At 28.7% G+C, this 14,088-nt stretch carries 15 protein-coding genes; 14 read left to right on the top strand and 1 reads right to left on the bottom strand.

Annotation, left to right across the window (positions count from 1 at the left end):
• Positions 1 to 57: 57 nt before the first annotated feature.
• The 5 genes from rimM to rnhB all read left to right on the top strand — a co-directional run bounded on the left by rimM (position 58) and on the right by rnhB (position 3,512).
• The gene (rimM, locus tag RGC78_RS05440) at positions 58 to 555 is read left to right on the top strand and encodes a ribosome maturation factor RimM (protein WP_252212873.1); all 498 of its coding nucleotides are present in this window, start codon (positions 58 to 60) and stop codon (positions 553 to 555) included.
• A complete protein-coding gene (trmD, locus tag RGC78_RS05435; protein ID WP_252212872.1) occupies positions 545 to 1,261 on the top strand; it encodes a tRNA (guanosine(37)-N1)-methyltransferase TrmD in 717 nt (238 codons plus the stop codon). Before rimM ends, trmD begins: the two co-directional genes overlap by 11 nt.
• Before the next feature lie 121 nt (positions 1,262 to 1,382).
• The gene (gene rplS, locus RGC78_RS05430) at positions 1,383 to 1,733 is read left to right on the top strand and encodes a 50S ribosomal protein L19 (protein WP_003371296.1); all 351 of its coding nucleotides are present in this window, start codon (positions 1,383 to 1,385) and stop codon (positions 1,731 to 1,733) included.
• Positions 1,734 to 1,846: 113 nt separating this feature from the next.
• On the top strand, positions 1,847 to 2,704 hold the full coding sequence (gene ylqF / locus RGC78_RS05425; RefSeq protein ID WP_012424674.1) for a ribosome biogenesis GTPase YlqF: 858 nt from the start codon (positions 1,847 to 1,849) through the stop codon (positions 2,702 to 2,704).
• Positions 2,697 to 3,512 (top strand): ribonuclease HII, encoded by an 816-nt coding sequence (gene rnhB / locus RGC78_RS05420; RefSeq protein ID WP_252226273.1) that lies wholly within the window; start codon positions 2,697 to 2,699, stop codon positions 3,510 to 3,512. The genes ylqF and rnhB overlap by 8 nt, the downstream gene beginning before the upstream one ends.
• A 45-nt stretch (positions 3,513 to 3,557) precedes the next feature.
• Here the strand turns inward: rnhB and RGC78_RS05415 are convergent, their stop codons facing one another.
• Positions 3,558 to 3,926 carry a YraN family protein gene (locus RGC78_RS05415; RefSeq protein ID WP_252212870.1) on the bottom strand — a complete coding sequence of 123 codons (369 nt, stop codon included), beginning with the start codon at positions 3,924 to 3,926 and terminating at the stop codon, positions 3,558 to 3,560.
• Between the two features lie 176 nt (positions 3,927 to 4,102).
• Between RGC78_RS05415 and RGC78_RS05410 the strand changes: the two genes are divergently transcribed.
• From RGC78_RS05410 to uppS, 9 genes are all read left to right on the top strand, one after another.
• Entirely contained in the window at positions 4,103 to 5,623 is a 1,521-nt protein-coding gene (locus RGC78_RS05410; RefSeq protein WP_252226275.1) for a YifB family Mg chelatase-like AAA ATPase, read from the top strand.
• Between the two features lie 20 nt (positions 5,624 to 5,643).
• Positions 5,644 to 6,702, top strand: a complete 1,059-nt coding sequence (gene dprA / locus RGC78_RS05405) for a DNA-processing protein DprA (protein WP_252212868.1) — start codon at positions 5,644 to 5,646, stop codon at positions 6,700 to 6,702.
• A gap of 51 nt (positions 6,703 to 6,753) precedes the next feature.
• Complete coding sequence (gene topA, locus RGC78_RS05400) at positions 6,754 to 8,841, top strand: type I DNA topoisomerase (RefSeq protein ID WP_252212867.1); 2,088 nt, start codon at positions 6,754 to 6,756, stop codon at positions 8,839 to 8,841.
• Positions 8,842 to 9,034: 193 nt separating this feature from the next.
• Positions 9,035 to 9,811 (top strand): GTP-sensing pleiotropic transcriptional regulator CodY, encoded by a 777-nt coding sequence (codY, locus tag RGC78_RS05395; RefSeq protein ID WP_252212866.1) that lies wholly within the window; start codon positions 9,035 to 9,037, stop codon positions 9,809 to 9,811.
• A 231-nt stretch (positions 9,812 to 10,042) separates the two neighbouring features.
• On the top strand, positions 10,043 to 10,744 hold the full coding sequence (gene rpsB, locus RGC78_RS05390; protein WP_252212865.1) for a 30S ribosomal protein S2: 702 nt from the start codon (positions 10,043 to 10,045) through the stop codon (positions 10,742 to 10,744).
• Positions 10,745 to 10,925: 181 nt separating this feature from the next.
• Positions 10,926 to 11,837, top strand: coding sequence for a translation elongation factor Ts (tsf, locus tag RGC78_RS05385; protein ID WP_252212864.1), 912 nt, complete (start codon positions 10,926 to 10,928; stop codon positions 11,835 to 11,837).
• Between the two features lie 109 nt (positions 11,838 to 11,946).
• Positions 11,947 to 12,660 carry a UMP kinase gene (pyrH, locus tag RGC78_RS05380; RefSeq protein WP_012425060.1) on the top strand — a complete coding sequence of 238 codons (714 nt, stop codon included), beginning with the start codon at positions 11,947 to 11,949 and terminating at the stop codon, positions 12,658 to 12,660.
• Positions 12,661 to 12,670: 10 nt separating this feature from the next.
• Positions 12,671 to 13,228: a ribosome recycling factor gene (gene frr / locus RGC78_RS05375; RefSeq protein ID WP_252212863.1), complete on the top strand. Its 558-nt coding sequence runs from the start codon at positions 12,671 to 12,673 to the stop codon at positions 13,226 to 13,228.
• A 100-nt stretch (positions 13,229 to 13,328) separates the two neighbouring features.
• Positions 13,329 to 14,087 carry an undecaprenyl pyrophosphate synthase gene (uppS, locus tag RGC78_RS05370; protein WP_286673995.1) on the top strand — a complete coding sequence of 253 codons (759 nt, stop codon included), beginning with the start codon at positions 13,329 to 13,331 and terminating at the stop codon, positions 14,085 to 14,087.
• Position 14,088: the final 1 nt, after the last annotated feature.

Raw genomic sequence — 14,088 nt, 5'->3', positions numbered from 1 at the left:
ACACCTAACTCTTTTTAAATATTTAAAATAAAATATTATGTAAAGGATGTGAATTTTTTGGAAGAGATATTTAAAGTAGGGCAGATCATAAATACTCATGGAATTAAAGGTGAAGTAAAAGTATATCCATTAACTGAGGATGTTAATAAGTTTAAAAAATTAAAAAACGTTTTAATTGATGGAAAAGAAAGAAATATACAAAGTGTTAAATTCCAAAAAGATAGAGTTATTTTAAAAATAGAAGGAATAGACACTATGAATGATGCTGAAACTTATAAACAAAAATATATTGAGATATTTAGAAGCAGTGCTCCTGCATTAGAGGCAGACACTCATTATGTTGTTGATTTAGTAGGTTGTATGGTATATGACACTGATAATATGGAACTTGGAAAAATATTTGATGTTATTAGTACGCCAAGCAATGATGTATATTGGATAAAGGAACCTAAAGAATTATTAATTCCTGTTTTAAAAGATATTGTTTTAAATATTGATATAGATAATAAAAAAATAGTAATAAAACCAGTTAGGCAGTGGCAAGATGAAGATTAGTATACTTACTCTTTTTCCGGAAATGTTTTCAATTTTTAATCATAGTATAATTGGTAGAGCTCAGGAAAATAATATAGTAGAATTAGAATTATTTAATATACGTGATTATACGTTAGATAAACATAAAAAGGTAGATGATTATCCTTATGGTGGAGGCGCTGGAATGGTCATGGCACCTCAACCAATTATAGATACTATAAGAAAAGCTAAGGAAAGTAATAATGGTAAAGTAGTTTTCTTAGGACCTAGAGGGAAAACATTTAATCAAAAAATGGCAATGAATCTTTCAAAAGAAGAAAATTTGATATTTTTATGCGGGCATTATGAAGGAATAGATGAACGTGTATATAAGCATATTGATATGGAAGTATCATTAGGTGATTTTATTCTTACAGGAGGAGAAATGGCGGCAATTCCAGTGATAGATGCTATTTTACGATTGATACCAGGGGTACTGGGAAAAGAAGAAAGTTTTATGGATGAATCTTTTTCTGATGATTTATTAGAATATCCTCAATATACTAGGCCATATGAGTTTGAGGGGGAGCATGTTCCAGAAATACTTTTATCAGGCCATCATGAGAACATAAGAAAATGGAGAAGACTACAATCTTTGGACCTAACTAAAAAGAGAAGACCTGATTTATATAAAAATGTTATTTTAACAAAAGAAGATAAAAAACTTTTGGGAAGAAAAAACAAATAAAATTTATTGAAACAAATAAAAAAATATGTTATGATTAAAAACGTGCTAGTACGGGCGTTCCTCTGTCATGCATATATATTTTGTTAAGAACGTCAAATTATCTTTAAGGAGGGAATGCACAATGAACGAAATAATAAGAGCTATTGAAGCTGAACAATTAAGAACTGACCTACCAAACTTTAAAATTGGTGACAATGTAAAAGTTTATGTTAAGGTTACAGAAGGTACAAGAGAAAGAGTACAAATGTTTGAAGGTACTGTAATTAAGAAACAAAACGGTGGATTAAGAGAAACTTTCACTGTAAGAAGAGTTGCTTATGGATGCGGTGTTGAAAGAACATTCCCAATGCATGCACCAATAATCGAAAAGATTGAAATCTCAAGAAGAGGTAAAGTAAGAAGAGCTAAACTTTACTACTTAAGAGATAGAGTTGGTAAGGCTGCAAAGGTTAAAGAATTATTAACTAGATAATTAGATTAAAAGGTGGACTGATTCAGTCCTCTTTTTTTCTATAATAAATTAATTAGAAGCTTAAGCTTCTTTTCTTTTAATATAGAAAAAAATAAGCATAAGGAGGAAATGAAATGGCAATTAACTGGTTTCCAGGACATATGAAAAAAACTCAAAGAGAAATAAAAGAAAATTTAAAATTAGTAGATGCGGTTATTGAAATAAGAGATGCTAGAATACCAAGAAGTTCTGCTAATCCGGATATAGATAGTTTATTACAAGGTAAGCCAAGAATAATACTTTTAAATAAAAGTGATTTAACAGAAGGCAAAGTAACAAAAGAATGGATTAAACATTTAACTAAAGATGATGTTAAAGTATTAGAGGTGAATTGTTTAAAAGGAGACGGATTAAAAGCAATAAAACCAATGCTATTATCTTTACTTAAAGAAAAACATGATAGATTAAGAGCAAAGGGCATGGTAAATATAACAACTAGAGTTATGGTTGTTGGAATTCCTAATGTTGGTAAGTCTACATTTATAAATAAAATGGCTAGAAATAGTATTGCTAAAACAGGAGATAAACCAGGAGTTACTAAAAGCAAGCAATGGATAAAAACATCAATAGGCATAGAACTTTTAGATACACCAGGTGTATTATGGCCTAGATTTGAAGATGAAGAAACAGCATTAAATTTAGCTTTTACAGGTGCTATAAAAGATGAAATAATGGATATAGAAGAACTTTCATATAAGCTTGTTGAAAGATTACAAAGCTTTTATAAAGATAATTTAAAGGAAAGATATAAAATAGATGAAGTTTCTGAAGATCCATTAGAAACTTTAAATGCAATAGCTAAAAAAAGAGGTACATTAGTTTCAGGCGGAGAAATTAATTACAATAGAATAGCTGTTATACTATTAGATGAATTTAGAGCTGGAAGAATAGGAAAAATTTCATTAGAACGTCCAGGTAAAATAAATGAATAGTTTACTTGATTTAGATATAGATAAATTATCATATAAAATTATAAAAGAAAAAACTTCAGAAATATCAATTTCAGATAGCTATAAGTCTGAAGAATTAAAGATGATAATTAATAAATTATTAGATGATAAAAGAAAAAATGTATCATCTTTAGGAAAGAGCATGCAAAAACACTTGGATTCATATATAAAAGAAATGTATAGAGTAAAATCTATGTATGACTTTGATAAATCTTTTGGAAAGTTCAAATATATAGCAGGTGTTGATGAAGTTGGAAGAGGACCATTAGCAGGACCTATTGTAGCATGTGCAGTGATTTTAGATCTAAATGTTATTGATGAAGATTTAATATTATATTTAAATGATTCTAAAAAATTAAATTATACAAAAAGAGAAGAATTATCAGAGATAATTAAAGAAAAAGCATTGGCATATCAGATATCTCTTTCATCAAACAAAGAAATAGATGAAAGAGGAATAGCATTTGCTAATAATAATGTTTTTTTAGATTCGTGCAATAATTTAAGCGTAAGACCAGAATTAGTATTATCAGATGGATACTTAGTAAAGAATATAGATATAGATAATAAATTTGTAATAAAGGGCGATACTAAAAGTGCAAGTATTGCAGCTGCATCTATATTGGCAAAAGTATACAGAGATAATATGATGAAGGAATATTCAATTAAATACCCACATTATGATTTTGAAAATAATATGGGTTATGGAACTCAAAAACATATAAATGGATTAAAAAAATATGGAAAATGTGAAATACATAGAAATAGTTTTTTAAATAATATATTATGACAAATACCTTGTAAAATAATGGGGCAATTATTTTACAAGGTATTTTTAAGTTCTAAAAGCATCTTTTATATGATTAATCTTATAAGATGAATCAAGTTTATTAAGATATACTTCTATAACATCAAAACGTACATTAAAATTGTAAAGTTTTTTATAATTTATATAGGATTTTGTAACTTTTATAATGTTTTTTTGTTTGTTTATAGATACGGATTCTCTTGGAACTCCAAATTCATAATTATATCTACCTTTAACTTCTATTATTATTAATATAGAATTTTTTATACATATAATATCTATTTCTCCTAGAAAATTTTTAAAGTTACATTCAAGTATTTTAAAATTATTCTTTATTAGGTAGTTACATGATAATTTTTCGCAATAAGTTCCTATGTCTTTATTAAATTTTTTCATTAATATAAGCTCCTTAAATATATAAATTTTTATTAAATGTAATATAAAAATTATGTTAAGAATAATAATATACAAAATATAGTAAAGATTATTGACATGAATTAAAAAAATAAATCATTTTTATTAAAAGGATTAATAAAAGTTTATATGTCTATAATGTTAATGGGTGATTTAATATGTCTATAAAAATAATAAGTGCCACACAAAATGGCTTAGAAGGATTATTAATAGAAGTAGAAGTTGATATATCAAAAGGCTTACCATCATTTTCTATTGTTGGTCTTGCAGATACTTCTGTTAAAGAATCTAAAGAGCGTGTGAGATCAGCAATTTTAAATAGCGGATATGATTTTCCGCTAGGAAGAATAACTATTAATCTAGCACCAGCAGATACAAGAAAGATAGGATCTCTTTTAGATTTGCCTATAGCATTAGGAATACTTATGGCATCTAATCAAATAGAATGCAATAAAGTAAACGATTATATAATTTTTGGAGAATTATCGTTATCAGGAGAATTAAAAGCAGTAAAAGGAAGTATACCTATAATAATTGAAGGAATAAAAGAAAGAAAAAATAAGTTTATATTTCCTTATGAAAATTTAGAAGAGAGTTATTATTTCGATGAAGGCGAATATTATCCATTTAGAAGTTTGAAAGAAGTAATATCATATGTCACATACAAAGACTTATTACCGTGCAGAATTTCTAAAAGTGATATTGAAAGAAAAGATATTTTAGAGAGTTTGGATTTTGGTGAAATAATAGGACAATACTCATCAAAGAGAGCCCTGGAGATTTCAGCGGCAGGGAAACATAATATTTTATTATATGGAGAACCAGGATGTGGTAAAACAATGCTTGCTAAAGCTATAACATCAATATTACCACCACTATCTAAAAAAGAATTATTAGAAATAGCTAAAATATATAGTGCATCTGGTCTTATGGAAAAAAATACTTTAATAAATCGTCCTTTTAGATCTCCACATCATACTACAACTAAAAGTGCTTTGATTGGAGGAGGAAAAGAAGTAAAGGCTGGAGAAGTAACTTTAGCGCATAATGGAGTGCTTTTTCTTGATGAGGTATTAGAGTTCAAAAAGGATGCTTTAGAATCATTAAGAGAGCCATTAGAAGAAAAAGAAATAAATATAGACAGAATCAGTGGGAACTATACAATGCCAGCCAACTTTTTACTTATTGGAGCATTTAATCCTATTGAAGAAAAAGATGAAAGCATATTAGAAGGTGGTTTATATTCTAGGTATAATGCAAAAAAATATTTCAGAAAATTTTCTACTGCTTTATTAGATAGAATGGATATCTTAAATTTTGTTCCAAGACTTAAATATGATGATATTGAAAAGAGAAAGGATTCATACAATTCTAAAGTTATGAAAGAAAAAGTTCTTAAAGCTAGAGAGATTCAAGAAGAAAGATTTAAAAATACAAGATATAAATATAATTCAGATATAAAAGGAAAAGATATATTTGACATATGCAAGATGAGTAAAGGATGTAGTGATATTTTAAAGCATTATTATAATACATCTAGTGTATCAATGAGAGGATATAGTAAAGTTATTAAATTAGCACAAACAATAGCAGATATAGATTGCAGTAAGGAAATTTTAGAGCAACATATAATTGAAGCGTTTAATTATAGAAGAAATATAGATGGAGAGATTATATAGTAAATATAAGGAGAATCTAAATGTTAAACTATGAATTATGGTTTATATTATTAGATATAAGCAATAAGGAAAAAATGAATTTGATAGATGAGTATGAAACAGAAGAAAATATATATAACAATTTTGAAAATATATTAAAAAGAAATAAAAAATTACAAAAAAAACTTGGAAATTTTGAAAAGAATGATTTGGTTTATGAAATTATATCTGTAAACAATAAATTAAATAAAGAAGGTATAGGATATATAACATACTCTAATCCTTTATACAAAGAGAGATTGAAGCAACTTTCACCAGCACCATGTTATTTATTTTATAAAGGAAATATTGATTTGATAAATGGTAAATCTATAGCTATTGTAGGAGCAAGAAAATGTTCAAATTATGCATTAGCAGTAACAAAGCTCTTGACAAAGGAGATTATTACTAATAATATAACGCTTATAAGTGGTGGTGCAAGAGGTGTGGATTCCATAGCTCATAAATGTGCTTTAGAAAATGGAGGAAAAACTATTATAGTTTTAGGATGTGGTATAGATGTTGTATATCCATCAGAAAATAAAGGTCTATTTTCAAAAGCCATTGAAGATGGGTTGATTATTTCAGAATTTCCATTAGGAACTAAACCTCTAAAGCATAATTTTCCATTAAGAAATAGAATAATAAGTGGTTTAAGTGATGTTGTTATAGTTGCAGAAGCAAGTGAAAAAAGTGGATCATTAATAACTGCTAGAATAGCTCAAGAACAAAACAAAGATGTATTGGTTGTGCCTGGTTCTATTTTATATGAAGGAGCAAAAGGTTCTAATATGTTGATCAAAGATGGATGTGATGTTTTAAGTAGTAAAGAGGATTTAAACAAATTCTTTAATACAAATCACATAAATATTGAAACGATGAAAATTAGACCAGAAAAAAGAGAAATATTAGATATGATTACAGATGCACCAATTCATATAGATGACATATTTAAGAATAGTTGTGTTGACAGAGGGGCTTTATATGCGTTATTATTTGAAATGCAAATAAAGAATGAGATAATTTGCCTTCCTGGTAATTACTATATAAAAATAATTTAAAACAAATTTAGGGGGTGAGTACTTCATAAAATTTTTTATGAAGTTATAAATATGGGTCAAAAACTTGTAATCGTTGAGTCGCCAGCAAAAGCAAAAACAATTGGTAAATATTTAGGGAAAAATTACATTGTAGAAGCTTCTATGGGTCATGTAAGAGATTTACCTAAAAGCAAATTAGGTGTTGATATAGAGAATAATTATACACCCAAGTATATAACAATCAGAGGTAAGGGTGAATTATTAGATAAGTTAAAAAAAGCAGCTAAAAAATCTGATAAAATATATTTGGCAACTGACCCCGACCGTGAGGGAGAAGCTATATCATGGCATTTAGCTAATATTTTAAAGATACCTGAAAATGAAAAATGCAGAATAGTTTTTAATGAAATTACTAAAACTGCAGTAAAGGGTGCTATAAAACAAGCTAGAAGTATAGATTTAGATTTAGTTGATGCTCAGCAGGCTAGAAGAATATTAGATAGACTTGTTGGATATGAGATAAGCCCAATTTTATGGAAAAATGTAAAATGGGGTCTTAGTGCAGGTAGAGTTCAATCAGCAGCATTAAAATTAATTTGTGATAGAGAAGAAGAAATAAAAGCATTCATACCTAAAGAATATTGGTCTGTTGATTGTGTATTAAGAAAAGATAGAAAGAAATTCCCAATAAGACTTTCAACTTATAAGAGTAAAAAAATTGAAGTTAACACAGAAGAAGAAGCTAATAAAATAAAACAAGAACTTGAAAATGATAAGTTTATTATAAAGGCTATAAAAAAAGGTAATAAGGTTAAAAATCCATTACCACCATTTACAACAAGTACACTTCAACAAGATGCTAGCAAAAAGTTGAATTTTATGACTAAGAGAACTATGTCAATTGCACAGGCTCTTTATGAAGGTATAGAAATTAAGGGATATGGAACTGTTGGTTTAATTACTTATATGAGAACAGATTCTATGAGAATATCTCAAGAAGCTCAAGAAAATGCAAAAACATTTATTGAAAATACTTATGGTAAAGAGTATTTGCCAAGTGCTCCTAGAATATATAAAGGAAAGAAAAATATTCAAGATGCGCATGAAGCTATTAGACCTACATACGTAGAAATTACACCAGAAGTAGCAAAAGAAAATTTAACTTCAGAACAATATAAACTATATTCATTAATTTGGAATAGATTTGTAGCAAGTCAAATGTCATCATGTGTACTTAATACAAATTCTATAGATATACTAAATGGAGAATATAAATTTAAAGCATCAGGATCAACAATAAATTTTGATGGATTCATGAAAATATACGAGTATTTAAATGAAGATGATGAAAAGTCTGTTACATTACCTGTTTTAGAAGAAGGGGAAGAATTAAAAGTTGTATCTATAGATGAAAAACAACATTTTACACAGCCTCAACCAAGATATACAGAAGCATCTTTTGTTAAATTGCTAGAAGAAAAAGGAATAGGAAGACCTAGTACGTATGTACCAACAATATCTACATTAGTTGGCAGGTCATATGTTATTCGTGAAAAGAAAAACTTAATTCCAACAGAACTAGGATTTATAGTAAACAATATAGTTAGTGAATACTTTACTCAAATAGTGGATGCAGATTTTACAGCTGATATGGAGAAAAAGCTTGATAATGTTGAAGAAGGAAGTGAAAGTTGGACTAAAATAGTAGAAGAATTCTTCACACCTCTAAAGGTAGCAATAGAAAAAGCCGAAAAAGAAATATCAAAGGTTGTAATAGAAGATAAAGTTAGTGATGTTAAGTGTGATAAATGTGGTCGCATGATGGTAATAAAAAGAGGACGATATGGTGAGTTCTTAGCATGCCCTGGATACCCAGAATGTAAGAATGCTAAACCTATAGTAGAAGAATTAGATGTACCATGTCCTGAATGCGGAAAAACTATAGTTGTTAAGAAAAGCAAAAGAGGAAAGAAATTCTTTGGATGTTCAGGATATCCAGAATGTACTTTTGTTAGTTGGTATGAACCAGTAAAGGAAAAATGTCCCAAGTGTGATTCTTATATGGTACTTAAATATTCAAAAACTAAAGGAAAATATATCAAGTGTTCTAATGGAGAGTGTGATTATACTAAAGAACTTAAAGAAGATAAAAGCGAATAATTTTAATTATGAATTTTAACAGTTCTATTGTGTCGAAATAAAAAAAATACTGTTGTAAAGCACTAGTTTATATGTTAGACTAAAATCAACAAGACATGAGAGAAAATTCATTAAATTAAGAATTTTCTAAAAAAAGATTATATTCTGTTTGTATAATCAGAGATTATTGTGAGGTTAACAAGGAGGATAAGAAATGTCATCTCTATTAAATAAAACAAGAAGACTAAATAAAATCTTGCAAAAGACAGGGACTGAGCCAGTTGCTTTTCAAGATATATGTACACTTTTAAGCGAAGTTCTTGAATGTAATGCTTATATAGTAAGCAAAAGAGGTAAAGTTTTAGGATATACTTTTTCTCCAGGCTTTGAATGTGAAGCTATGAAAAAGAAAGTTATAGAAGATAAAAAATTTCCGGAAGATTATAATCTTACCCTTTTAGAAAGTAATGAAACATTAGCAAACTTATATAATCAAGGTAGATGTGTATTTGCAGAAATTGGTGATTGTAAGGCAAAAGATAAAATTTCAACTATAATTCCAATAATAGGTAGTAGAGAAAGATTAGGTACATTAATATTAGCTAGATTTGGAAAAGAATTTACTGATGATGATTTAGTTTTAGTTGAGTATAGTGCAACAATAGTTGGAATGGAAATGCTTAGAGCAATGCAAGAAGATTTAGCAGAGCAAACTAGGAAAAAAGCTGTTGTTCAATTAGCTATAGGAACTCTTTCTTATTCTGAATTAGAAGCAGTAGAACATATTTTTGAAGAATTAAATGGAAATGAAGGCTTATTAGTTGCTTCTAAAATTGCTGATAAAGTAGGAATAACCAGAAGTGTTATAGTAAATGCTTTAAGGAAATTTGAAAGTGCTGGTGTTATTGAATCTAGATCGTTAGGCATGAAAGGTACTTATATTAGAGTATTAAACGAAAAATTATTAGATGAATTAAAAAAAATAAAATAGTAGTTTTATTTCAAAATTAGACGAGCTATAAATAGAAGAAACCAAGAAATTTGGTTTCTTCTATTTATTTTTAGAGAAAAAGTAATTTTTTTGTTGATAGGTTAAATACCTTATGTTATACTGTTTAAGGTAACAAAATACACACATCATCCAATTTGTAAATTAGGTGCCCTATTAAGGGATTATTTGCAAGAAGAAGATGATGGAGGTAAAAACCAAGGAGGTAACAAAATGTCAGTAATATCAATGAAACAATTATTAGAAGCAGGTGTACACTTTGGACACCAAACAAGAAGATGGAACCCTAAGATGGCTCCTTACATTTTCACAGAAAGAAATGGTATATATATCATAGACCTTCAAAAAACAGTTAGAAAAGCTGAAGAAGCTTATAACTTCATTAAAGAAGTAGCTACAGAAGGAAAAGATATATTATTCGTTGGAACAAAGAAACAAGCTCAAGAAGCTATCAAAGATGAAGCAATAAGAAGCAGCATGCACTTTGTAAACAATAGATGGTTAGGTGGAATGTTAACAAACTTCTCTACTATCAAGAAAAGAATAAGAAGACTTTCTGAAATAGAAACAATGCAAGAAGATGGAACATTTGATGTTCTTCCAAAGAAGGAAGTTATCAAATTAAAGGGTGAATTAGAAAAATTAGAAAAAAATCTTGGTGGTATCAAAAACTTAGATTGTGACAACATAGGTGCTATGTTCGTAGTTGATCCAAGAAAAGAAAAGAATGCTATATCAGAAGCTAAGATTCTTGGAATCCCTGTAGTTGCTATAGTAGATACTAACTGTGATCCAGAAGAAGTTGATTACGTAATTCCTGGTAATGATGATGCTATAAGAGCTGTTAAATTAATAACTGCTAAAATGGCTGATGCTATCATGGAAGGAAGACAAGGCGAAGAATTAGCTGAATAGTTTATATATACTATTTTAATAGAAGACAAAACAATTTTGTTTTGTCTTCTAACTTAGAAGCCATAATTATTAAAAATTTAATACTTTATATTAAGTTTTTAATAATTCTTCTAAATAGTTAATTTATTATGAATATAATAGATTAATAAAATGCAATATATAATCGAGGAGGAATTTAATAATGATATCTGCAAAATCAGTTAAAGAATTAAGAGAAAGAACTGGCGCAGGAATGATGGACTGCAAAAAAGCATTAACAGAAACAGATGGTGACATCGAAAAAGCTGTTGAAGTATTAAGAGAAAAAGGACTTGCGGCTGCAGCTAAGAAATCAGGAAGAGTTGCTGCTGAAGGTTTAGTTAAAACATATATTTCAGAAGATAAAAAGAGCGGAGCTATCGTTGAACTTAACTGTGAAACAGATTTCGTTGCAGCAAATGAAGATTTCATTGCTTTTGCTGAAGCTTTAGCTAAAATAGCAACATCAACAAATGTTACAACAGTAGAAGAATTTGTTAATGAAAAATTTGACGGAGAAGCTACAATACAAGAAGCTTTAACAGGATTAATCGCTAGACTTGGTGAAAACATGACTGTTAGAAGATTTGTTAAATTTGCAGTAGATAATGGAGTAGTTAAAAGCTATATCCATGGTGGTGGAAGAATTGGTGTTTTAGTAGAAGTAGCTTGTGATGTAGAGTCACCAGCTGTTGAAGAAGTTGCAAAAGAACTTTGTATGCAAATAGCTGCTGCAAACCCATTATTCTTATCTAAAGAAGAAGTTGATCAAGATTCTATAGAAAAAGAAAAAGAAATCTATAGAGTTCAAGCTTTAAATGAAGGAAAGCCAGAAAAGATAGTTGAAAAGATGGTTATGGGAAGAATCCAAAAGTACTACAAAGAAGTTTGTCTTCTTGAACAACTTTGGGTTAAAGATGGCGATAAGACTATAACTAAGTTTATAGATGAAAAAGCTAAAGAAGCTGGTTCTGCAATCAAAGTAAATAGATTCGTAAGATTCGAAAGAGGCGAAGGAATCGAAAAAGTTGAAGAAAACTTTGCAGAAGAAGTTGCTAAACAATTAGGAAAATAGTAAAATATAAAAAACTAAAGAGGACACTCTGTGTTCTCTTTTTTTAAAGAAAATAATAGAATATAAGGCATTGTTTTCTTCTAATGCCACATTTAGGAGGTAGTTTTAAATGACAAATTGTAAATATAAAAGAGTAATTTTAAAACTTTCAGGTGAAGCTTTAGCTGGAGTAAGTGGTTTTGGACTTGACTTTAATGTAGCTAAAAGAATAGCTCTAGAAATTAAAGAACTAGTTGATATGGGAGTAGAAGTTGGAACAGTTGTAGGTGGAGGAAATATCTGGCGTGGAAGAAGCGGCGAAGGTATGGATAGAACAACAGCTGATTACATGGGAATGATGGCTACTTGTATAAATGCATTAGCACTACAAGATTCTTTAGAACAAGTAGGCGTAAAAACTAGAGTTCAAACTGCTATAGAAATGAAAGAAGTTGCAGAACCTTTTATTAGAAGAAGAGCAATGAGACACTTAGAAAAAGGTAGAGTTGTTATTTTTGCAGCAGGAACAGGAAATCCATATTTCTCAACTGATACTACTGCAGCTTTAAGAGCAGCAGAAATAGAAGCAGAAGTAATACTTCTAGCAAAAAAAGTTGATGGAGTTTATGATAAAGATCCTATGAAGTTTCCAGAAGCAAAAAAATATGATACACTATCATATATAGATGTTTTAGATCAAGGATTACAAGTTATGGATTCTACAGCAACTTCATTATGCATGGATAATAATATTCCAATACTTGTATTTGGTTTAGATGAGCCAGGTAATATTAAAAGAGCAATAACTGGCGAAAATATCGGAACATTAGTAACTAAAAAATAGGAGGATAATCATGATTAAGGACATCATTAAGAATGCAGAAGAAAAAATGCAAAAAACTGTAACTGTATTAAAATCAGAGTTAGGAACTATGAAAGCAGGAAGAGCTAATCCAAGTATGCTTGATAAAATTCAAATCGATTATTATGGAAGCATGTGCCCATTATCACAAGCAGCAAATATTTCTTCACCTGAACCAAGAGTATTAATGATAACACCTTGGGAAAAGCAATTATTAAAAGAAATTGAAAAAGCGATTTTAAAATCGGACTTAGGTTTAAATCCTTCAAATGATGGTTCAATAATAAGATTAGTTATTCCAGAATTAACAGAAGAAACAAGAAAAGATCTTGTTAAAAAAGTTAAAAAAACTGGAGAAGAATCTAAAGTAGCAATTAGATCAATTAGAAGAGATGCTAATGATAAAATTAAAGCATTAAAGAAAGATGGAGACGTATCTGAAGACCAAATTAAAAAAGGCGAAGATGATGTTCAAAAGAAGACAGATGCTATTATAAAAGATATAGACAAGATAATAGTTGATAAAGAAAAAGAGATTCTAGCTATTTAATCTCAAAACCTGCTATTTAGCAGGTTTTTTTCCTTAATTTGTTCATTTAATTGATATTTAAGCTGATTTATATTATAAACAGAGAGAGGGGATGGGAAATTTGTTAAGTATATTTAAGTCAAAAAAAGATTCGACAAATGAAGTTGTACTAGATATGAATAAAATACCGCAGCACATTGCAATAATAATGGATGGAAACGGTCGTTGGGCTAAAAAAAGAAAATTACCAAGAAGTATGGGACATAAAGCAGGCGTTGAAACAATAAGAAAAATTGTAAAAGAGTCTAAAAGATTAGGAATAAAATATTTAACTTTATATGCTTTCTCAACTGAAAATTGGAAAAGACCTAAAGAAGAAGTAGGTGCATTAATGCAGCTATTAGTAGTTTATCTTAAGCGAGAAGTTGCAGAACTTAACAAAAATGGTGTTAAAATCAATGTATTGGGTGATATGTTAAAATTCCCAGCAGAATGTAAGGAAGAATTAAATAAAGCTATAGAAATAACAAATAATAATACTGAAATAAATTTAAATCTGGCACTAAATTATGGTGGTAGAGATGAATTAGTTAGAGCTATGAAATTAATTATAGATGATTTAGAAGACGATAAAATAAAAAAAGAAGATATTAGTGAAGATTTGATATCAAATTACATATATACTAAAGGAATGCCTGACCCAGATTTGATTATTAGACCTTCTGGTGAACAAAGAATTAGTAACTTTTTATTATGGCAATGTGCTTATTCAGAATTTTGGTATTCAGATATAGCTTGGCCAGATTTTAAAGAAGAAGATTTACAAAAAGCCATATTGGACTATCAAAATAGAGATAGAAGATTTGGTGGAGTAAAGTAAA

This window comes from Clostridium aquiflavi (genome assembly GCF_031344075.1).
Taxonomy (GTDB): Bacteria; Bacillota; Clostridia; order Clostridiales; family Clostridiaceae; genus Clostridium; species Clostridium aquiflavi.
The sequence above is the reverse complement of the archived record's forward strand: the minus strand, read 5'-3'. Positions and strand labels throughout refer to the sequence as shown.